Source organism: Streptomyces sp. NTD107, from assembly GCF_059510435.1.
This window is the reverse complement of the sequence record NZ_JCAJZV010000011.1, coordinates 115,807-134,574: the sequence shown is the minus strand read 5'-3', so window position 1 is coordinate 134,574 and position 18,768 is coordinate 115,807. Positions and strand designations below refer to the sequence as shown.

The 18,768-nt window shown below is 72.1% G+C and carries 20 protein-coding genes; 10 read left to right on the top strand and 10 right to left on the bottom strand.

Going from position 1 to position 18,768, the window contains the following annotated elements; translation table 11 throughout:
* Window positions 1-54 precede the first annotated feature (54 nt).
* The 4 genes from AC5WRL_RS21495 to mscL all read left to right on the top strand — a co-directional run bounded on the left by AC5WRL_RS21495 (window position 55) and on the right by mscL (window position 2,653).
* Window positions 55-438 carry an FmdB family zinc ribbon protein gene (locus AC5WRL_RS21495; RefSeq protein WP_496090249.1) on the top strand — a complete coding sequence of 128 codons (384 nt, stop codon included), beginning with the start codon at window positions 55-57 and terminating at the stop codon, window positions 436-438.
* A complete protein-coding gene (locus AC5WRL_RS21490; protein WP_496090248.1) occupies window positions 435-1,268 on the top strand; it encodes an S-methyl-5'-thioadenosine phosphorylase in 834 nt (277 codons plus the stop codon). The genes AC5WRL_RS21495 and AC5WRL_RS21490 overlap by 4 nt, the downstream gene beginning before the upstream one ends.
* A 230-nt stretch (window positions 1,269-1,498) precedes the next feature.
* On the top strand, window positions 1,499-2,038 hold the full coding sequence (locus AC5WRL_RS21485; protein WP_496090247.1) for a hypothetical protein: 540 nt from the start codon (window positions 1,499-1,501) through the stop codon (window positions 2,036-2,038).
* An 81-nt stretch (window positions 2,039-2,119) separates the two neighbouring features.
* Window positions 2,120-2,653: a large conductance mechanosensitive channel protein MscL gene (gene mscL / locus AC5WRL_RS21480; RefSeq protein WP_496090246.1), complete on the top strand. Its 534-nt coding sequence runs from the start codon at window positions 2,120-2,122 to the stop codon at window positions 2,651-2,653.
* Window positions 2,654-2,676: 23 nt separating this feature from the next.
* Here the strand turns inward: mscL and AC5WRL_RS21475 are convergent, their stop codons facing one another.
* On the bottom strand, window positions 2,677-3,096 hold the full coding sequence (locus AC5WRL_RS21475) for an organic hydroperoxide resistance protein (protein WP_496090299.1): 420 nt from the start codon (window positions 3,094-3,096) through the stop codon (window positions 2,677-2,679).
* A 118-nt stretch (window positions 3,097-3,214) separates the two neighbouring features.
* On the opposite strand from AC5WRL_RS21475, the gene AC5WRL_RS21470 reads away from it, so the two are divergent.
* On the top strand, window positions 3,215-3,712 hold the full coding sequence (locus AC5WRL_RS21470) for a MarR family winged helix-turn-helix transcriptional regulator (protein ID WP_496090245.1): 498 nt from the start codon (window positions 3,215-3,217) through the stop codon (window positions 3,710-3,712).
* 27 nt (window positions 3,713-3,739) lie between these two features.
* Here AC5WRL_RS21470 and AC5WRL_RS21465 read toward each other — a convergent pair whose 3' ends face one another.
* Window positions 3,740-4,402 carry an AMP-binding protein gene (locus AC5WRL_RS21465; RefSeq protein WP_496090244.1) on the bottom strand — a complete coding sequence of 221 codons (663 nt, stop codon included), beginning with the start codon at window positions 4,400-4,402 and terminating at the stop codon, window positions 3,740-3,742.
* 91 nt (window positions 4,403-4,493) lie between these two features.
* Between AC5WRL_RS21465 and AC5WRL_RS21460 the strand changes: the two genes are divergently transcribed.
* From AC5WRL_RS21460 to AC5WRL_RS21450, 3 genes are all read left to right on the top strand, one after another.
* On the top strand, window positions 4,494-5,648 hold the full coding sequence (locus AC5WRL_RS21460; protein ID WP_496090243.1) for a P1 family peptidase: 1,155 nt from the start codon (window positions 4,494-4,496) through the stop codon (window positions 5,646-5,648).
* Between the two features lie 525 nt (window positions 5,649-6,173).
* Window positions 6,174-6,794, top strand: a complete 621-nt coding sequence (locus tag AC5WRL_RS21455; RefSeq protein WP_496090242.1) for a cyclodeaminase/cyclohydrolase family protein — start codon at window positions 6,174-6,176, stop codon at window positions 6,792-6,794.
* A complete protein-coding gene (locus AC5WRL_RS21450; RefSeq protein ID WP_496090241.1) occupies window positions 6,791-7,648 on the top strand; it encodes a bifunctional 5,10-methylenetetrahydrofolate dehydrogenase/5,10-methenyltetrahydrofolate cyclohydrolase in 858 nt (285 codons plus the stop codon). Before AC5WRL_RS21455 ends, AC5WRL_RS21450 begins: the two co-directional genes overlap by 4 nt.
* A gap of 8 nt (window positions 7,649-7,656) precedes the next feature.
* Here AC5WRL_RS21450 and AC5WRL_RS21445 read toward each other — a convergent pair whose 3' ends face one another.
* The gene (locus AC5WRL_RS21445) at window positions 7,657-8,025 is read right to left on the bottom strand and encodes a winged helix-turn-helix transcriptional regulator (protein WP_496090240.1); all 369 of its coding nucleotides are present in this window, start codon (window positions 8,023-8,025) and stop codon (window positions 7,657-7,659) included.
* Window positions 8,026-8,131: 106 nt separating this feature from the next.
* Between AC5WRL_RS21445 and AC5WRL_RS21440 the strand changes: the two genes are divergently transcribed.
* On the top strand, window positions 8,132-8,515 hold the full coding sequence (locus tag AC5WRL_RS21440) for a VOC family protein (RefSeq protein ID WP_496090239.1): 384 nt from the start codon (window positions 8,132-8,134) through the stop codon (window positions 8,513-8,515).
* A gap of 101 nt (window positions 8,516-8,616) precedes the next feature.
* Here the strand turns inward: AC5WRL_RS21440 and AC5WRL_RS21435 are convergent, their stop codons facing one another.
* From AC5WRL_RS21435 to AC5WRL_RS21415, 5 genes are all read right to left on the bottom strand, one after another.
* Entirely contained in the window at window positions 8,617-10,656 is a 2,040-nt protein-coding gene (locus tag AC5WRL_RS21435; RefSeq protein WP_496090238.1) for a PTS fructose transporter subunit IIABC, read from the bottom strand.
* The gene (gene pfkB / locus AC5WRL_RS21430) at window positions 10,653-11,600 is read right to left on the bottom strand and encodes a 1-phosphofructokinase (RefSeq protein WP_496090237.1); all 948 of its coding nucleotides are present in this window, start codon (window positions 11,598-11,600) and stop codon (window positions 10,653-10,655) included. The genes AC5WRL_RS21435 and pfkB overlap by 4 nt, the downstream gene beginning before the upstream one ends.
* Window positions 11,597-12,358, bottom strand: coding sequence for a DeoR/GlpR family DNA-binding transcription regulator (locus AC5WRL_RS21425; protein ID WP_496090236.1), 762 nt, complete (start codon window positions 12,356-12,358; stop codon window positions 11,597-11,599). Before AC5WRL_RS21425 ends, pfkB begins: the two co-directional genes overlap by 4 nt.
* A 146-nt stretch (window positions 12,359-12,504) precedes the next feature.
* A complete protein-coding gene (locus AC5WRL_RS21420; RefSeq protein WP_496090235.1) occupies window positions 12,505-14,049 on the bottom strand; it encodes an MFS transporter in 1,545 nt (514 codons plus the stop codon).
* Between the two features lie 106 nt (window positions 14,050-14,155).
* On the bottom strand, window positions 14,156-14,803 hold the full coding sequence (locus AC5WRL_RS21415; RefSeq protein ID WP_496090298.1) for a TetR/AcrR family transcriptional regulator: 648 nt from the start codon (window positions 14,801-14,803) through the stop codon (window positions 14,156-14,158).
* A gap of 217 nt (window positions 14,804-15,020) precedes the next feature.
* Between AC5WRL_RS21415 and AC5WRL_RS21410 the strand changes: the two genes are divergently transcribed.
* Window positions 15,021-15,857: a universal stress protein gene (locus AC5WRL_RS21410; protein ID WP_496090234.1), complete on the top strand. Its 837-nt coding sequence runs from the start codon at window positions 15,021-15,023 to the stop codon at window positions 15,855-15,857.
* Between the two features lie 158 nt (window positions 15,858-16,015).
* On the opposite strand, the gene AC5WRL_RS21405 is transcribed toward AC5WRL_RS21410, so the two are convergent.
* Together AC5WRL_RS21405 and AC5WRL_RS21400 are read right to left on the bottom strand one after the other, a co-directional pair.
* A complete protein-coding gene (locus AC5WRL_RS21405) occupies window positions 16,016-17,242 on the bottom strand; it encodes a M20 metallopeptidase family protein (protein WP_496090233.1) in 1,227 nt (408 codons plus the stop codon).
* Complete coding sequence (locus tag AC5WRL_RS21400; RefSeq protein ID WP_496090232.1) at window positions 17,239-18,705, bottom strand: FtsW/RodA/SpoVE family cell cycle protein; 1,467 nt, start codon at window positions 18,703-18,705, stop codon at window positions 17,239-17,241. Before AC5WRL_RS21400 ends, AC5WRL_RS21405 begins: the two co-directional genes overlap by 4 nt.
* Between the last annotated feature and the right edge of the window lie 63 nt (window positions 18,706-18,768).

Sequence of the window (18,768 nt, the reverse complement as noted above, 5' to 3'; positions counted from 1 at the left end):
TTGCACGATGGACCGTCGTTAGCACTCGGTGGAGAAGAGTGCCAGGAGGATCACGTGCCGACGTATCAGTATCAGTGCACCGCATGCCAAGAGGGCCTTGAGGTGGTGCAGAAGTTCACCGATGACGCCCTGACCGAGTGCCCGAGCTGCCAGGGGCGGCTGAAGAAGGTGTTCTCGGCGGTCGGCATTGTCTTCAAGGGCTCCGGCTTCTACCGCAACGACAGCCGCAACAGCTCCTCCAGCAGCAGCCCGGCGGCGTCCTCGGCGCAGAAGGCGGACGGCGGCGGCAAGACGGAGAAGAAGGCGGGCTCCGACGCGGGCAGCGGCAGCACCCCGGCCGCCACCTCGTCGTCCTCGTCGTCGTCCTCATCGCCGTCGTCGACCACGTCGACCGCCGCGTCCTCGTCGTCGTCATCCGCCGGCAGCTCCGCCGCATGAGCGCCGCCGCCGCGGAGATCGGCGTCATCGGAGGGTCCGGCTTCTACTCCTTCCTGGACGATGTGACCGAAGTCACCGTCGAGACGCCGTACGGGGCGCCAAGCGACTCCCTTTTCCTCGGCGACATCGCCGGCCGCCGGGTGGCGTTCCTCCCCCGGCACGGCCGCAAACACGGCCTGCCCCCGCACCGGATCAACTACCGGGCGAACCTGTGGGCACTGCGCTCACTGGGCGTACGCCAGGTCCTCGGCCCGTGCGCGGTCGGCGGACTGCGCCCCGAGTACGGGCCCGGCACGCTGCTGGTCCCCGACCAGTTGGTGGACCGCACCAAGAGCCGGCGGCAGACCTACTACGACGGCGAGCAGCGACCGGACGGCCGAGTGCCGAACGTCGTGCATCTGACGTTCGCCGACCCCTACTGCTCCACCGGCCGCCGGGCGGCGCTGGCCGCCGCCCGAGGGCGCGGCTGGGAGCCGGTGGACGGCGGCACGCTGTGCGTGATCGAGGGGCCGCGCTTCTCCACCCGCGCCGAATCGCGCTGGCACGCGGCGCAGGGCTGGTCGGTGGTGGGCATGACCGGCCACCCGGAGGCGGTGCTCGCCCGGGAGCTGGAGCTCTGCTACACCTCGCTGACCCTGGTCACGGACCTGGACGCGGGCGCGGAGAGCGGCGAGGGCGTCTCGCACGCGGAGGTGCTCGAAGTCTTCGGCCAGAACATCGGCCGGCTGCGCGAGGTGCTCTTCGACGCGGTGGCGGCGCTGCCGGCGGAGCGCGACTGCGGGTGCGGGACGGCGCTGCTGGGACAGGATCCGGGCATCGAGCTGCCCTGACTCACTCCTGTGGGTGACGAAGTTATCCACAGCCCCGGAGTTGTCCACAGCCCGCGGCAGGTTCTTGCGAAGGCGGCCAGAGTGGCCGCATGACACGGACGACACCCACACCCCCCTCTCGCACTTCCCACACTCCCTTCGCTGCCCCCACCGCGACCGCCCCCACCCCGACTGTCCCCACCGCGACTGTCCCTGCCACGGCCGCCACCGGCACCTCGACCCGCCCGGTGGTGCCGGAGTTCGCCCCACTGCGCCCGCGCGCCCGGCGGTTCGGGCTGCGGCGGATCGTACGGGGCCGGGGCCGCGCGCTGGCGGCGGCGCTCGCGGTGGCAGCGGCCACGCTGGCGATGGCGCTGCCCGGCGATGGACCTTCGGGCCGCCGGGCCGATCCGCTGACGGTGCCGGTCGCCGACGCCCGGGAGGGCCCGGGGACGCCGGCGGCGGAGCCCCGTACCGAGCGGCTCGTCTCGGCGGCGGTCCGGATCGCCGACGCGGAGGTCGTACGCCTGCTGGAGCCGGGCGACGAGGTGGACGTCCTGGCCGCCGACCCCGGTACGACGGACCCGGCCCGGGTGGTCGCCCATCGGGCCCGGGTGTCCGAGATCCCGGCCGCCGCCGACCCGGAGACCCGCCCGGCCCGCCCGTCCCCGTCCCTGTCCCCGCCCCTGTCCGGCGAGGGCGCGCTGCTGGTGCTGTCGGTCTCCCCCGGCACGGCGGCCGAACTGGCCGGTGCGGCGGCTGGATCACAACTGGCGGTATCCCGATGGTAGTTCGAACCGATTGGACACGGAATGCCATTGTGGTGCACCGTGCGGGGTCCGACGCGGATCTCACCCCAGAAGGACAGTGCAGTGAGCGAGACCAAGGGAATCCTGAGCGGATTCAAAGAATTCCTGATGCGCGGGAATGTCATCGAGCTGGCGGTGGCGGTCGTCGTCGGCGCCGCGTTCACCGGGATCGTCAACTCGGTGGTCGACGGAGTGATCAATCCGCTGATCGGCGCGTTCGGGACGCAGGACCTGGACCAGTACGTGCTGTGCCTGACGGGGGACTGCGACACGGCCGGCGGGGCCGCGATCCGCTGGGGGTCGGTGCTGACGGCCTCGCTCACCTTCCTGATGACCGCCGCCGTCGTCTACTTCCTGATGATCATGCCGATGAACCGGTTCAATGCCCGCCGGGCGGCGAAGACCCCGGTGAGCGAGGTGCCGGCCGCCAAGACCGAGCTGGACATCCTCATGGAGATCCGCGACGAGCTGATCGCCCAGCGCACCGCCGGGAACCCGTTGGGGGCGCCTGCGCTGGTCGGCCAGCGCGCCGCCCCCAACGGCTCGGACCCGGGCGCGGATCCGCAGCGGCCCTCGGACGGCCCCGGCACCCGCTGACCCGGGGCGGGCCCGCCGCCCGCCTACTCCACGACGAGCTGGACCTCGATGTTGCCCCGGGTGGCCCGGGAGTACGGGCACACCTGGTGCGCCTGGGCCACCAGCTTCTCGCCCCGCTCGCCGGAGAGCGCGTCGGGCAGTTCGACGCGCAGCACCACGGCGAGCCCGAACCCGCCGCTGCCGTCGTCGGACTTGCCGATGCCGACCTCGGCGGTGACGGACACCTCGCTGGTGTCGACCTTCTCCTGGCGGCCCACCGCGCCCAGCGCGCTGGCGAAGCAGGCGGCGTAGCCGGCGGCGAACAGCTGCTCGGGGTTGGTGCCCTTGCCGCTGCCGCCCAGCGCGGGCGGCGGGGCCAGGGTGAGGTCGAGCTGACCGTCGGAGCTGACGGCCCGCCCCTCACGTCCGTTGGCGGTCGCGATCGCGGTGTACAGCGGTTCCATGACGGTCTCCCTCATCCATGTCACTGTCGGCCGACTCTCTTCTCTCCCCAACCTAAGCACACAACTAAGTTGTGCACAACTAAAACGCGGACGAGGCACCCCCGGTATGGTGGAGAACATGACCACCGAGCCCACCACCACATCACCCAGCCGGCCGCAGCGGCCACCGGGCGAGGGCGAATTCCTGCGACTGCACCACCAGATCTGCTTCTCCCTGCACGCCGCGTCACGCGCCTACGGCCGCGTTTACCGGATTGTGCTCAAGGATCTGGGGCTGACCTACCCGCAGTACCTGGTGATGCTCGTGCTCTGGGAACACGGCGAACTGCCCGTGAAACGGATCGGCGAACTGCTCCGCCTGGAATCCGGCACCCTGTCCCCACTGCTCAAACGGCTGGACACGGCCGGCCTGGTACACCGGGAACGCAGCCCAGAGGACGAGCGCTCGGTGACCGTACGCCTCACCGAGCAGGGCACCGCCCTGCGCGAGCCGGCGCTACGGGTGCCACAGCGGATCGCCACGGCCACCGGCCTGGCTCCGACGGAGATCTCCGAACTGCGCGAGCGGCTGAACCGGCTCACCGACGCCCTGGACAACGCCCGCTTCGACGACTGATCCACCCCCGCGCCACGCCGCACCGCCTCACAGGTGGTGCGGGGGCCGCTCGTCCAGGAAACGGAGCAGATCGCCCGCGGCGCCCTCCTCCACGGGACGCTCGCCCCAGCCCTGATCACTGTCATCGGCGGAGCGGCGCTCCAGCGGGTCGTCGAAGATCAACAACGCCGGCACGGCCGACGACGGCGACGGGGTGGCGGACTGCTCGGGGGCGCTGCTCATGACTCCAGCGTACGGTCCGCCCGGGACCGGCCCGGCGGCCAGCGCCTCGTGCCACCACAGATCACGCCCGGGGGTCCAGGGCAGCGGCCTGGCCAGCTGCTGCACCACCAGGACGGAGTGCACGTCCGGACAGGCCCATAAGGCACGGTCGAGACCCGACTTGATGTCCCAGACGGTGCCGTCGACGGCGCAACTCCCGGCGGTGATCACCACTTTGGCACCCGAGGTACGGATGCGATGGCGGATGAACCCCAGATGGTCCCCGACCGGGAGGGTGAGGCGCTGGGCCTCCAGCCGGATGCACGCGAGGGTCGCCACCACGGACTCCAGGGACATGGGCAGCAGAACGGCGACCTGGTCGCCGGGGCGCACACCGAGCCGCGCCAGGGCCACGGCCGCCCGCTCACCCTGGTCGAGAAGCTGAGCGTGATTGAGCACATCGACCGGGCCATGTTGATCCACCATCATGACCGGCAGCCTGAAGGGAGGCGATTGACGTCGGATAAACGTGCGCTGTACGCCTGGCCCACCCATCGCAAGGCGTGATAGCCCTGATCATATGAGTTATCTGGGTTGGGTTCCGGGTCCTGCCGACGCGCTGACAGACGTACCCGGTATCCGGGTCGGTCATGCCCAGCGGATCGGGGACGGCCGGCTGACGGGGGTGACGGTGGTGCTTGCCCCGGAGGGCGGGGCGGTCGCCGCGGTCGATGTCCGCGGCGGCGGCCCCGGCACCCGGGAGACCGATGTGCTGGACCCGCGCAATCTCGTGGAACGGGTGGACGCCATCGTCCTGACCGGCGGCAGCGCCTTCGGGCTCGACTCGGCGTCGGGCGTCGTCGGCTGGCTGGAGGAACAGGGCCGGGGGTTCCGGATCGGCCCGGAGGCCGGCCAGGTTGTGCCGATCGTGCCGGCGGCGGTGCTGTTCGACCTGGGCCGGGGCGGCGACTGGCGCGCCCGCCCGGACGCGGCCCTGGGCCGCGCCGCGGTCCAGGACGCCGCCGCCCACGACACCGGCCCCGGCACGCCCGTCGCCATGGGCACCATCGGCGCGGGCACCGGAGCCACCACCGGCGCAGGACAAGAACGGTGGGAGGGGGAGGGGGGTGGGTCCCCCGAAGGGCCGCCGAAACTCAAAGGCGGCATCGGCACCGCCAGCGCGGTACTGCCCAACGGCATCACCGTCGCCGCACTCGCCGCCGTCAACGCCGCCGGTTCGCCGATCGACCCCGACACCGGAGCGTTCTACGGCGACGACCCCGCCCTCCCGCCACCCACCCCCGACCGGCACGCCCGGGCCCGCCGCCTGCTGGCCGACGCCCAGCGCGCCAACGCCCGCCGCTCCCCCACCGCCAACCGCCCCCCGCTGAACACCACCCTCGCCGTCATCGCCACCGACGCCGTCCTCTCCCCCGCCCAGGCCCAGAAACTCGCCGGCTCCGCACACGACGGCCTCGCCCGCGCCATCCGCCCCGCCCACCTCATGACCGACGGCGACACGATCTTCACCCTCGCCACCGCCACCCGCCCCCTCACCCACTCCCACCCACACCCACACCCACACCCGATGGAAGCCGCCCTGCTGCTCAGCGACCTGCTCACCGCCGGCGCCGACGTCCTGACCCGCGCCATCGTCAAGGGCATCCGCGCAGCAGAAGGCACCGACACCCCCGGCGGCCGCTTCCCCTCCTACCGCGAGCTGTACGAAACCTGACCACCCACCAGCCCCTCGGAACCCCCACACATGCCACCCCAGCTCCCGCCGCCCCACGTCCGAGATGCTGCGAGAATGACCGTCAGCCGAAGAACTCTTGAGACAACTGATCCCCAACCCAATCCCGTTGATCGCCAAGACCAGAAACCGGCGAACCAAATGTCCCCTAAGCCCGACTCTCCACAACTAAGTAAAAACCCCACCCCCTCCAACTAAAACCCCAGGCCACCCCCTCTGCCCCCGCGCATGCGGGGCTGTTCCCTCGGCGCCACCGTCCGCCCGCTGGAGGCGTGGCTGCCCCCCGCGCATGCGGGGCTGTTCCCCGCTGGTGCGGGCTCACCGGGACCGCTGCGGCCCAATCCCCGCGCACGCCGCGCTGCTCCACGGACGGGGCCTACATGCACGCGAGTGAGCCGCTGATTCCCGTGCAAGGGCGGCGGGTTCGCCGTGGGGTGGTTGGGTGGGGGGTGGGGGTCTCGTAGGGTTTGGGGGTCGGGTTTTTGGCGGTTGACTTCGGGATGTTGCGTGCGTGATCAGACGGTCTCCGAGTACCTGTCTCAGCTTGCCGACCGGGTGCCCGCGCCCGGTGGAGGGGCTGCTGCTGCGTTGCATGTCGCTCAGGCGGGTGCGTTGCTGGGGATGGTGGGGCGTTATTCCACCGGGGCGAAGTACGCGGACCACCGTGATGCCGTCGAGCGGATCATCGGTGAGGCGGATACGCTGCGGGCCGCCGCCGTCCGGCTCGGTGAGGAGGATGCTGCCGCGTTCACCGCCGTGACCGATGCCTATCGCCTTCCCAAGGACACCGATGCCGCCAAGGCCGAGCGCTCCGCCGCGATCGCGCGGGCGCTGGCCGGTGCCGCCCGTCCGCCGGCCGAGGTGATCGGCCTGGCCCGGGCCGCCGTCGAGCTCGCCGGTGAGTTGCTGCCCATCGGTAATCGGAACGTCATCACCGACGTCGCCGCCGCCACCGAGGCCGCCCGGGCCGCCGCCACTACCGCGCGGGTCAATGTCGAGATCAATCTCGGCGGCGTCAAGGACGACGCCCTGCGCGCCGAGTTGGCCGCCGTGATCGGCGCTGTCGATGACATCGCCGCCCGTGCCGCCCGTATCACCGAAGCCGTCCGCGAGGAGATCGCCCCGTGACCGACACCGCGCCCCTGTCCGGCCGCGAGCACGCCGCCCGCCTCCGCGAACGGACCACGGCGGAGGCCGCCCGCCTCGCCGAGGACGGTACGCCGCCCCGTCTCGCCGTCGTCACCGCCACCGCGGACGAGTCCAGCGCCTGGTACGTGCGGTCCATCGCCAAGGCCGCCGAGAAGGCCGGCATCCACTGCCACATCGCCGACCTGGGTCCGGACGCCAACCCCGCCGCCCTCCGTACCACCCTCACCGAGCTCAGCGCCGACCCCGCCGTGCACGGCATCATCCTCCAGACCCCGCTGCCACCCGGCGCCAACGCCCAGGAGCTGGCCGGCGCCATCGCCGTCGCCAAGGACGTGGACGGCGCCAACCCGCTCTCCCTCGGCAGGCTCGCCGCCGGGCTGCCCGCCTTCGCCCCGGCCACCGCCGAAGCGGTCGTGTCGGTCCTCGACGCGCACGGCATCGACGTCGCGGGACGTCATGTCGTTGTCGTCGGACGCTCCACCGTGGTCGGCAAGCCGGCCGCCCACCTTCTCCTCGACCGGGACGCGACCGTCACCGTCGCCCACTCCCGTACGAAGGGTCTCGCCGCGCTCACCGCCACCGCCGACATCGTGGTGGCCGCCGCCGGCCGCCCCGGGCTGATCACCGCCGGCCACATCCGTACCGGCGCCATCCTCATCGACGTGGGCACCAACCCCACCCCCGACGGCGGGCTCACCGGCGATGTGGACGCCGCCTCCGTCTCCGGCAAGGCTGCGGCCCTCACCCCCGTACCGGGCGGCGTCGGCCCGGTGACCACTGCGCTCCTGCTCCAGCACACGGTACGAGCGGCGGCGGCGACCACCCGCCCCTGATCACCGCGTCACTCGAAGCGGCGCCGCGCCGCCTCGATCTCCCCACGGTGCCGGCGGGTCCACGCGCACAGGCCGAACACCGTCTCGCGCAGCTCGCGCCCCGCCTCGGTGAGCCGGTACTCGACGCTCGGCGGCGCCGTCGGGTGCACGGTCCGCCGCACCACCGCGTCGCGCTCCAGCGCGCGCAGCGTCTGCGCCAGCATCTTGTGGCTGATGTCCGGGACATTCCGTTTCAGCTCGCTGAACCGCAGGGTCCGGTCCGCCAGCTTTTCGAGGATCAGCAGCGCCCATTTACCGGCCACGCCGGTAAAGATCTCCCGCGCCAGGGCGGGTACGGGATCGGGGCCGTCGGCAGCAGCACCGGAGGTGGTTTCCATCGGGTGACCTTCTCACGGAGAAGTGCGTTCTTCCAGGTCAGAGGATACTTCCCTAAAGTTACCGAGGAACGAACGGAAACCCTCACCACCCACGGAGCACCCGCACATGGCCATCCTGAAGACGTACGCCCGGCTGTGGTCCGACAGTCTCGATCAGGCCCTCCCCCTCCTGGAGCGGCTGACCGGCGCCACCCCCGATCTGCGGGTCGGCTTCGAGTCCGTCGAGCTGGCCGCCATCGGCGACCTCCTGGTGATCGCCGGGCCGCCGCAGGAGCGGGCGAAGTACGCGCACGCCTCCGCCACCGTGGTGGTCGACGACCTCGATGCCGTGATGGTCGCGCTCGCCGAGGCGGGTGCGGACATCACCACGGCGGTCGCCCCGGCCCCCACCGGCCGCTTCCTGTACGCGCGGCACGCGGACGGGGCGGAGGTCGAGTACGTCGAATGGGTTCCGGAGCTGGTGCGACGCATCATCGGTCGCCCCGCTTGACCTCAGGCCGACCGAAACCGTCCTGAACGCCGCCGTGTCCCCGACAGCGACCCGTACCCCCGGCTGCTCAGCCACTCCGGCTGAGCAGCCGGGCCGCGACCTCAGGCCGCCGTCGTGGTGGTCAGCGCGGTGGCGGTGGTCTCCGGCGCCGTCGCCCGCTCCCCCGCTGTCTTCCTGGCGTGGGCGCTCTTGAGCACGATCACCAGACCCGCGCTCACCGCCGTGCCCGCCGCGATCGCGATCAGGTACAGGAACGGGCTGCCGATCAGCGGTACGACGAACACCCCGCCGTGCGGCGCCCGCAGCGTGTTGTCGAACGCCATGGTCAGCGCCCCGGTGACCGCCCCGCCCGCCATCGCGGACGGGATGACCCGCAGCGGGTCGGCCGCGGCGAACGGGATCGCGCCCTCGCTGATGAAGGACGCGCCAAGCACCCACGCCGCCTTGCCGTTCTCCTTCTCCGTCTTGGTGAACAGCTTGCCGCGCACCGTCGTGGCCAGCGCCATCGCCAGCGGCGGGACCATGCCGGCCGCCATCACGGTGGCCATGATCTTGAGGCTGGTCTCGCTGGGGTCGGCGACGGCGATGCCGCCGGTGGCGAACGCGTACGCCACCTTGTTGACCGGCCCGCCGAGGTCGAAGCACATCATCAGGCCGAGCAGCACGCCCAGCAGGATGGCGTTGCTGCCGCTGAGCCCTTCCAGCCAGTTGGTGAGGCCGGACTGGGCGGAGGCGATGGGCTTGCCGATGACGATGAACATCAGGAAGCCGACGACGGCCGAGGAGAGCAGCGGGATGACGACCACCGGCATGATGCCGCGCAGTGGCGCGGGCACGTTCACCCGCTGGATCGCCATCACCACCGCACCGGCGATGAGGCCGGCCGCGAGGCCGCCGAGGAACCCGGCGTCGATGGTGACGGCGATGGCGCCGCCGACGAAGCCGGGGACGAGTCCTGGCCGGTCGGCCATGCCGTACGCGATGTAGCCGGCGAGGACCGGGATGAGGAAGCCGAACGCGGCGCCGCCGATCTGGAAGAGCAGTGCGGCCCAGCTGTGTGCCTCGGTCCACACGAAGTGGTCGGCTACGGACGGGGCGCCGGCGATCTCGTAGCCGCCGAGCGCGAAGCCGAGGGCGATCATGAGGCCGCCGGCGGCGACGAACGGCACCATGTAGCTGACGCCGGTCATCAGCCACTTGCGCAGCCGGGTTGCGTAGCCGTCGCCGCTCTCGGCGGGGTCGCTCGCCCGGTCCATGGGGGCCGCGGCGGTGCCGGCCGGGGTTTCGGCCGCACGGCGTCTGGCCTCGGCGATGAGTTCGGCGGGGCGGTTGATGCCGGCCTTGACGCCGACGTCGACGGTGGGTTTGCCGGCGAACCGGTCGCGTTCCCGTACTTCGACGTCGTGCGCGAAGATCACCGCGTCGGCGGCGGCGATGACGGCGGGGTCGAGGCGTTCGAAGCCGGCCGAGCCCTGCGTTTCGACGCTGATCTCCACGCCCTCCGCCTGGGCGGCGCGGTCGAGGGATTCGGCGGCCATGTAGGTGTGGGCGATGCCGGTGGGGCAGGAGGTGACGGCGACGATCCGGAACGGGGCCGGTTCGCCGGCGTCCGGCGTGTCGTCGGCGGGTTCCGGTGTGGCCGGTGTGGCCGGCGTGGTCGGCGTGGCCGGCGTGGCCGGCGGTGCCTGCGGTGCCGGGTCCTCGCCGCGGATCAGGGCCGCGGCCCGCTCGGCGGAGGTTTCGGCGCGCAGCGCGTCCGTGAACTCGGCGCGCATCAGTTCGCGGGCCAGGGTGGACAGGATGCTGAGGTGGTCCTGGTCGGCGCCGGCCGGGGCGGCGATCAGGAAGATGAGCGTGGCCGGTCCGTCCGCCGCGCCGAAGTCGATGCCGTCGGTGCTGCGTCCGAAGGCGAGGGTGGGTTCGGTGACGTGTTCGCTGCGGCAGTGGGGTATGCCGATGCCGCCCTCCAGGCCGGTCGGCATCTGGGCCTCGCGGGCGGCGACGTCCGCGAGGAAGCCGTCGAGGTCGGTGACCCGTCCGGCGGCGACCATGCGCCGGGCCAGGGCCCGGGCGGCGTCGTCCTTGGTCGCGGCGGTCAGGTCGAGGTCCACCAAATCAGCGGTGATCAGGGGAGTGTTCATCTCGTGGCTCCATCGAGGGGGCGGTCAAGCGGTACGTCGGTGGTGACGGTCACCGTCTCGGGGCGCAGGTCGTGCGGGGTGGGCATGACGGACCCCGGGAGTTGTACGGCGGCGGCGCCGTGGGCGAGTGCGGCGGCGAGGGCGGCCGGGCCGCTGCCGCCGGCGGTGAGGAAGCCGGCCAGGGAGGCGTCTCCGGCGCCGACGTCGCTGCGGACCCCCGCGACCCGCGCGCTGCCGAAGTGGACGCCGTGTTCGTCGACGAGCAGTTGTCCGGTGGCGCCGAGGCTGGCGAGGACGGCGCGGGCGCCGGCGGTGCGGAGTTCCTCGGCGGCTTTGACGGCGTCGCCGATGGTGCCGATGGCGTGCCCGACGGCTTCGGCGAGTTCTTCGGCGTTCGGTTTGATGACGTCGGGGCGTTCGCGCAGTGCGGCCAGGAGTGCGGGGCCCGAGGTGTCGAGGGCGATGCGGGCGCCGGCGCGGTGGGTGCGGGCGACGAGTTCGGCGTACCAGTCGGTGCTGACGCCGCCGGGCAGGCTGCCGCAGCACACGGTCCATTCGGCCGCCGCCGCGCGTTCCCTGGCGGTCTCCAGGAGGGTCTCGGTCTCTTCCGCGCTGAGCCGGGGCCCGGCGGCGTTGAGTTTGGTGAGGGTGCCGTCGGGTTCGGCGATGGAGACGTTGACGCGGGTGTTGCCTGCCACGGGTACGCCGATGACCTCGACGCCGAGGCCGGTGAGCAGTTCGGTGAGGAGGGCGCCCTCGGCGCCGCCGAGGGGCAGGACGGCGGTGGTACGTACGCCGGCCGCCGCGACGGCGCGGGAGACGTTGACGCCTTTGCCGCCGGGGTCGACGCGGTCGGTGCCGGCGCGCAGGACGGCGCCGCGCTCCAGTGCGGGGATCTCGTAGGTGCGGTCGAGGCTGGGGTTGGGGGTGATGGTGAGGATCATGCGCGGATCACCTCGGGGCCTTTCTCTTCGATGGCGTGCACGGCGTCCGCGCTCAGGTCGGTGTCGGTGATGAGCAGGTCGACCTGTTCCAGGGTGCCAAACCGGGCGAAATGCTCTTCGCCGTATTTGCGGGAGTCGGCGAGCAGGATGACGCGGCGGGCGGCGGCGATCTGGGCGCGTTTGACGGCGGCCTCGGCGAGGTCGACGGTGGTGAGCCCGGTTTCGGTGCCGAAGCCGTTGGTGGCGAGGAAGAGGACGTCGGCGGTGATCTCGCTGTAGGCGCGCAGGGCCCAGGCGTCGACGGCGGCGCGGGTGCGGTGGCGGACCCGGCCGCCGGCGATGTGCAGTTCGATGCCGGGGTGGTCGGCGAGGCGGGCGGCGAGTGGCAGTGCGTGGGTGACGACGGTGAGCGCGGCGTCCAGGGGGAGGGCGGCGGCGAGGGCGGCGGTGGTGGTGCCGGCGTCCAGGATGACGCTGCCGTCCTGCGGGAGGTGCTGGAGGGCGGCGGCGGCGATGCGTTCCTTCTCGCCGACGGCGGTGGTCTCGCGTTCGGTGAGGTCGGGTTCGAAGTCGAGGCGGCCGACGGGGATGGCGCCGCCGTGCACGCGGCGCAGGAGTCCGGCGCGGCCGAGCGCGTTGAGGTCGCGGCGGATGGTTTCGGCCGTGACCTGGAATTCGTCGGCGAGTGCGAGGACCTCGACCCGGCCGCGTTCGCGGGCCAGGCGGAGGATGGCCTGCTGCCTCTCCGGTGCATACATCTTTGTTTGCGTCCGTTCTACGCCCGAACATGTGGTTTCGCCGCCACGTTACGTCCGTACTGCCGGAAAGTAAACACATCCGGAAACGGATGGGCCCCCGCAGCCGGTATCGGCTGCGGGGGCCCTCGCCCGGGAGCAGGCAGGGATCAGTGCGCGAGCACCGGCACCGGCTCCCCCTCCCGGCCGTCACCGGCGCCGGCCTCCTGGCCGCGCGCCGCCGCCGCGCCCTTTCCGTTGATCAGCACGGCCGCGATCGCCGCCGCCAGCAGCAGGATGCCGAACGCCCACCAGATGCCCCGGGCGAAGCCGTGCACCTGGCCCTCCAGCGCCAGCAGCCCCTGCGCCTGGTCGCTCATCCCCACCTGCGTCCGCGCCGCGATGTACGTGGTCGTGGCGGAGGCGGCGATGGTGTTCAGCAGCGCCGTGCCGATGGCGCCGCCGACCTGCTGCGAGGTGTTGACCATGGCGGAGGCGATCCCGGCGTCGGCCGGCTGCACCCCACCGGTGGCCAGCTGCATCGCCGGCATCATCGCGGTGCCCAGGCCGAGGCCGATCAGCACCATGGCGGGCAGGATCAGCAGCGGGTACGAGGTGTCCATCCCGATCTGGGTCAGCATCAGCATGCCGACGGCCGCGGTCAGGTAGCCGGGCACCATCAGCCGGCGCGGCGGCACCCGCAGCATCAGCCGGGTGGCGATCTGCGTCGAGCCGGTGATCATGCCCGCCACCATCGGCAGGAAGGCGACGCCGGTGATCACCGGTGAGTAGCCCTGGATCAGCTGCATGTAGAAGGTGAGGAACAGGAACAGGCCGAACATCCCGATCACCGCGATGCCGGTGGCCGCGTACGCGCCGCCCCGGTTGCGGTCCAGGACCACCCGCAGCGGCAGCAGCGGGTGCGCCACCCGGGCCTCGACGGCCACGAACGAGGCGAGCAGGACGGCCGCCGCGACGAACATGCCGACGGTCATGGCGTCGCCCCAGCCGGATTCCTCGGCGCGGCTGAAGCCGTACACGAGGGCGACCAGGCCGGTGGTGGCCAGGAGCACGCCGGGCAGGTCGAGCGGGGAGCGGTTGCGCGCCCCTTCCGGCTCCTTGATGAAGGAGACCGCGCCGACGATGGCGACGATGGCGAACGGGATGTTGACGTAGAAGGTCCAGCGCCAGTCGAGGTACTCGGTGAGCACCCCGCCCAGCAGCAGGCCGACCGCGCCGCCGGCGCCGGCGATGGCGCCGAAGATGCCGAACGCCTTGGCACGCTCCTTGGCCTCGGTGAACATCACCGTGAGCAGGGACAGCGCGGCCGGGGCCAGCAGTGCGGCGAAGACGCCCTGGAGGGCGCGGGAGGCGAACAGCAGTCCGGCGTTCTGGGCCGCGCCGCCGAGTGCGGAGGCCAGCGCGAAGCCGGTCAGGCCGGTGATGAAGGCGTTCCGCCGGCCCCACAGGTCGGCGATCCGGCCGCCGAAGAGCAGCAGTCCGCCGAAGGCGAGGGCGTAGGCGGTGATGACCCACTGGCGGTTGCCGTCCGACAGGCCGAGGTCCTCCTGGGCGGAGGGCAGCGCGATGTTCACGATGGTGGCGTCGAGGACGACCATCAGCTGCGCTATGGCGATGAAGGCGAGGACGCGCCAGCGGCGCGGATCGAGTGCGCCGGGGGCGGGGGCCGGGGTCACAGAGGTGTCCGGTGGCATGGGAGCAGTAACCTCACGTTGAGTTTCTTGGTAAAAACTGAGCAAAGTTGAACAAAGGGGACTCGATGGGGCGCACCGAGCCCCGGTGTGTCGGGGTGGGGGTGGGTCAGCTGAACTCGCCTTCGAGGTCTTCCACCTGTGCCGCGTTCCCTGGGAGTTCGGACCGCGCCGGAGCGCGGAGTCCGTCCAGGAAGATCTGGAGATGCCGGCGGGCGAGCAGTTCGCCGCCGGAGCAGCGGGTGCCGGGCAGTGGCCGGGTGAGCCGGCTGACGGCGATCAGCAGATCGCCGGGGCCCACATCATGCCGCAGCTGTCCCGCTTCCTGGGCCCGTTCCAGCAGCCTTCCGCAGACATCGAGCAGTCGGTCGCGGCTGGCGGTCAGTTCCGGGTCGTCCGGGTCGATGCTGACGCCGAGGACGGGACAGAGCGCGCCGATGCGCTCGTCGGCCGAGCCGAGGACGGTCCGGCGCAGCGCCTCGAAGGGGTCGCTCTCCTCCTCCAGTGCCTGCTGTGCGCGCTCGGTGATCCGGTCGTTCACATAGAGCACCACGTGGTAGAGGAGCGATTCCCGGTCCGGGAAGTGCCGGTACAGGGTGGCATTGCCGACGCCGGCCTGTCGAGCGATTTCGTCGAGGGGGGCGTCCTTGCCGTCCGCGACGAACGCCTCGCGCGCGGCGGCCAGGATCCGCTCCCGGTTGCGTACGGCGTCGGCGCGCAGCCGGGGCCGTGCTGTCGCCGTGGCGCAGTCGCTCATCATTCCGCCGCCTTCTCCTGCCGTCCGACCGTCGGGCCCTCAAGTGGGGAGTGGCTCCCCGCTTGGACATACGGAAGACAAAACGGGGAAGCCATCCCCGGTTATTTCGGCCGCCGCTGTGCCGTGGGTCACATCGGGGAGGCATCGCCCGGCCCATCCGAGGGATAATGGGCCACATCAGACGATATGCATACAAAGCATCCCTCGGAGGTGTGCCATGACCCTCCTTCCCGTCACGGCGGGGGTGGACGGCTCGGCGGAGTCCTCGGCCGCCGCCCGCTGGGCGGCCGAAGAGGCGGTACGGCGCGGGCTGCGGCTGCGGCTGGTGCACGGCTGGGGGCTGGCGTCACCCATGGAGCCGCTGGTGGACCGGGCCGGCGAAGAGCAGCGGCGGGCGCAGCGGATGCTGCGGGACGTCCAGGACGTGCTGCTGACCCGGCACCCGCGGCTGAACGTATCCCTGGAGGCGATGGCGGACGGCCCGCAGGCGGCGCTGCTGGACGTGTCGCACGACTCGGAGCTGCTGGCGCTCGGCTCGCGCGGGCTCGGCCCGATGTCCGGGTTCCTGCTCGGGTCGGTGAGCGGCCACATCGTCAGGCACACCGGCTGCCCGGTGGTCGTGGTGCGCTCGGCATCGCCCCCGGACGCGAGCGACGAGAGCGCCGGCGACGGTGGCGAGGACGAGGGCACCGGCGACGGGGGCGACGACGGCGAGGTGGTGGTGGGGCTGAAACGGCTGACGGAGCCGGACGCCGCGCTGCTGGAGTTCGCGTTCACGGCCGCCGCCGGCCGCCGGGTGCCGCTGCGGATCGTGCACGCGGGCGAGGAGCACGACACGGCGGTGGGGGCGGCCGTCGCCCGCTGGCGGGCGGCCCATCCGCAGGTGGTGGTGGTCGAGACGGCGGTGGCGGGCAGTGCCTCACCGGTGCTGCTGGCGGCGGCGGCCGATGCCGCGCTGGTCGTGGTGGGGCGCGGGCCCGGCCGGGTGGGCCCGGTCGTCCACGGACTGCTGCATCACGCGCACAGCCCGGTGGCGGTCGTACCGCGCGCCTGACCGCGCCCGCACATCACTGAAGCCAAGGGCCCCCACCCGGCTTCCTGCTCTCCGGGCCCTTGATGTGGTGCACCTTCTCCACTCCATCAAGGTGGTCCTTGGCTCCAGTTCCAGCATGCCACCGAAAACGGCGAAACGCTACAGAAGCGGCAAAATGCTCACGCCCCGGCCGCCGCCTCCAGCCGCCGCAGCGCCAGCTCCGCGTACAGCGCCGCACCGTCCGGCAGCACCGACTCGTCGAACTCCGCCAGCGGCGAGTGATTGCTGGGCGCCGTCTCCGGGTCGCGGCCCAGCGGCGTCGCCCCCACGAAGACCATCGCCCCGGGCACCGCGTCGATCACCCGCGAGAAGTCCTCCGCACCCAGGCTCGGATTGTCCATCGGCGCGAACCGCTCCTCCCCCAGCAGTTCCCGCACCGCGTGCGCCGCGAAGTCCGTCTCGGCGTGGTCGTTGACGGTCACCGGGTACTGCTCGGAGAAGTCCGCCTCCACCTCCACCCCGTACGCCGCCGCGATCCCCCGGCACACCGCCACCGTGCCGGCCCGCAGCCGCTCCAGGTTCGCCGCCGAGAAGCAGCGGATCGTCGCCGAGAACTCGGCCGTGTCCGGGATGATGTTGGTGGCCGTACCGGCGTGGAAGGTGCCCACCGTCAGCACCACCGGGTCGAACACGTCGAAGGTCCGGGTGACCCAGGTCTGGAGCGCGCCCACCATCTCGGCGGCCGGCGGGATCGGGTCCTTCCCCTTGTGCGGGGAGCTGCCGTGCGCACCCGCGCCCCGTACCGTCACCTTCAGCACATTGGACGACGCCATCTGCGGGCCGCCGCGCGCCGTGAACACCCCGGCCGGCCAGCTGTGCGACATCACATGCAGCGCGTACGCGGCCACCGGGCGCTCCCCGGTGCCCGCCGCGTCCAGCACGCCCTCGGCCAGCATCTGCCCGGCGCCGTCGTAGCCCTCCTCGCCCGGCTGGAACATGAAGATCACATTCCCCGCCAGCCGCTCCCGCCGGGTACTCAGCAGCTGGGCGGCGCCCGCCAGCATCGTGGTGTGCAGATCGTGCCCGCAGGCGTGCATCCGGTCCACCGGGGCGGTGAAGTCCAAGCCGGTGCGCTCGGCCAGCGGCAGCGCGTCCATGTCACCGCGCAGCAGTACGGTCGGCCCGGGCCGCGCGCCGCGCAGCACACCGGTGACCGAGCTGAGCCCCTGCCCGGTGGTGATCTCCAGCGGCAGGCCGTCCAAAGCGGTCAGCACCGCCTCCTGGGTACGGGGCAGGTCGAGCCCCACCTCGGGCAGGGCGTGGAGCTTGCGGCGCAGCCGGGTGAGGTCCCCGGCGAGCGCGCCGGCGTCGTCGGTGAGGGAGGCACTGTTCGTGGTGGTGGTCATCGTTCGCGGGGCTCCTTCGGTACTGCGGACGGTGCTGGGGAAGCGGGGTCGTCGTCGACCCGGATCACGGGGGTGAGGATGGTCGCGTTGCCCGCGGGCTCGGTGGACGCCTTCCCCGCGCTGTCGCTGATTCTGATCAGCAGCGCGACCAGCAGGAAGTTCGCCACCGTCGAGGAGCCGCCCTGCGCCAGGAACGGCAGGGCCTTGCCGGTCAGCGGGATCAGCCCGGTGACGCCGCCCGCGACCACGAAGACCTGGAGCGCGATGACCGTGCCGAGCCCGGCCGCCAGCAGCTTCCCGAACGGGTCGGTCACCGACATGGCGGTACGCAGCGCCCGCTCGATCAGCAGCACGTACAGGAGGATCACCGCGGTGACCCCGGCCAGGCCCAGCTCCTCGCCGACCGTGGTGAGGATGAAGTCGGAGCGCCCCGCGAACCCGATCAGATCCGGGTGCCCCTGCCCCAGACCGGTCCCGGTGAGCCCGCCGGTGCCGAAGCTGAACAGGGCCTGTGCCGACTGGTCGGAGATCAGCCCCGGCGGGCGCTGCTCGGGCGGCAGATAGATCGCCATCGGGTCGAGCCACGCCTGGACGCGGCCCTTGACGTGCGGCTGGGTGGCGGCCACCAGCAGGGTGCCGCCGATCGCCATCAGCCCGCCCAGCACCACCCAGCTGGTGCGTTCGGTGGCGATGTACAGCATCACGATGAACACGCCGAAGAAGATCAGCGAGGTGCCCAGGTCGCGCTCGTAGAAGAGCACCACCAGCGAGACGCCCCACACCAGCAGGACCGGTCCCGCGTTGCGTCCGCGCGGCAGGGCCAGGCCCAGGAAGCGGCGGCCGACGAGGGCGAGCGCGTCGCGGTTGGCCATCAGATAGCTGGCGAAGAACACCACGATCATGACCTTGACGAACTCGCCCGGCTGGACGGAGAGCGGGCCAAGGTTGATCCACCGCTTGGCGCCGTACATGTCGGCGCCGAAGAACGCGGGGGCCATCAGCAGGAGCAGCGAGATCGCCATGCCGACGTAGGTGTAGCGGGCCAGCAGCCGGTGGTGGCGCAGCACGATCAGGAGGCCGATGAGGAGGCCGACGCCGATGACGGTCCACATGACCTGGTTGGCGGCGACCGGGTCGGAGCCGTACCGCTGCGCGTAGGAGTGGTCGAGGCGGTCCATGAGGATCAGGCCGATCCCGGAGAGCATGACGGTGACCGGCAGGATCAGCGGGTCGGCGTGCCGGGCGAAGCGGCGTACCGCCAGATGGGCGGCGAGGGCGGTGCCGCCGAGCAGGGCGGCGTACCCGGGGAGGCCGGACGGTATCGACCCGGTGAGGGCGAGTCCCGCGCCGGCGTGGCCGGCGGCGCATATGAGGACGGCGAACGCGATGAGCAGCAGTTCGGTGTTGCGGCGGTGGGAGATCCACCGCCTGACGTCGTCCGCGCCGCGCGTCTTGCGCCCCATGCCGTGTACCGCCCCGCCCCTGTTGGCCGTGTCCGCCGGTTGCCCGCCGCTTGCCCGTTTCGC

Excerpts from the sequence above, each read along its gene's own strand:
- AC5WRL_RS21490 (WP_496090248.1), top strand. The coding sequence starts at position 435 with ATGAGCGCCGCCGCCGCGGAGATCGGCGTCATCGGAGGGTCCGGCTTC.
- AC5WRL_RS21475 (WP_496090299.1), bottom strand. The coding sequence starts at position 3,096 with ATGGAACCGCTGTACACCGCGATCGCGACCGCCAACGGACGTGAGGGG.
- AC5WRL_RS21470 (WP_496090245.1), top strand. The coding sequence starts at position 3,215 with ATGACCACCGAGCCCACCACCACATCACCCAGCCGGCCGCAGCGGCCA.
- AC5WRL_RS21465 (WP_496090244.1), bottom strand. The coding sequence starts at position 4,402 with ATGATGGTGGATCAACATGGCCCGGTCGATGTGCTCAATCACGCTCAG.
- AC5WRL_RS21460 (WP_496090243.1), top strand. The coding sequence starts at position 4,494 with ATGAGTTATCTGGGTTGGGTTCCGGGTCCTGCCGACGCGCTGACAGAC.
- AC5WRL_RS21445 (WP_496090240.1), bottom strand. The coding sequence starts at position 8,025 with ATGGAAACCACCTCCGGTGCTGCTGCCGACGGCCCCGATCCCGTACCC.
- AC5WRL_RS21440 (WP_496090239.1), top strand. The coding sequence starts at position 8,132 with ATGGCCATCCTGAAGACGTACGCCCGGCTGTGGTCCGACAGTCTCGAT.
- AC5WRL_RS21435 (WP_496090238.1), bottom strand. The coding sequence starts at position 10,656 with ATGAACACTCCCCTGATCACCGCTGATTTGGTGGACCTCGACCTGACC.
- pfkB (WP_496090237.1), bottom strand. The coding sequence starts at position 11,600 with ATGATCCTCACCATCACCCCCAACCCCAGCCTCGACCGCACCTACGAG.
- AC5WRL_RS21425 (WP_496090236.1), bottom strand. The coding sequence starts at position 12,358 with ATGTATGCACCGGAGAGGCAGCAGGCCATCCTCCGCCTGGCCCGCGAA.
- AC5WRL_RS21420 (WP_496090235.1), bottom strand. The coding sequence starts at position 14,049 with ATGCCACCGGACACCTCTGTGACCCCGGCCCCCGCCCCCGGCGCACTC.
- AC5WRL_RS21415 (WP_496090298.1), bottom strand. The coding sequence starts at position 14,803 with ATGAGCGACTGCGCCACGGCGACAGCACGGCCCCGGCTGCGCGCCGAC.
- AC5WRL_RS21410 (WP_496090234.1), top strand. The coding sequence starts at position 15,021 with ATGACCCTCCTTCCCGTCACGGCGGGGGTGGACGGCTCGGCGGAGTCC.
- AC5WRL_RS21405 (WP_496090233.1), bottom strand. The coding sequence starts at position 17,242 with ATGACCACCACCACGAACAGTGCCTCCCTCACCGACGACGCCGGCGCG.
- AC5WRL_RS21400 (WP_496090232.1), bottom strand. The coding sequence starts at position 18,705 with ATGGGGCGCAAGACGCGCGGCGCGGACGACGTCAGGCGGTGGATCTCC.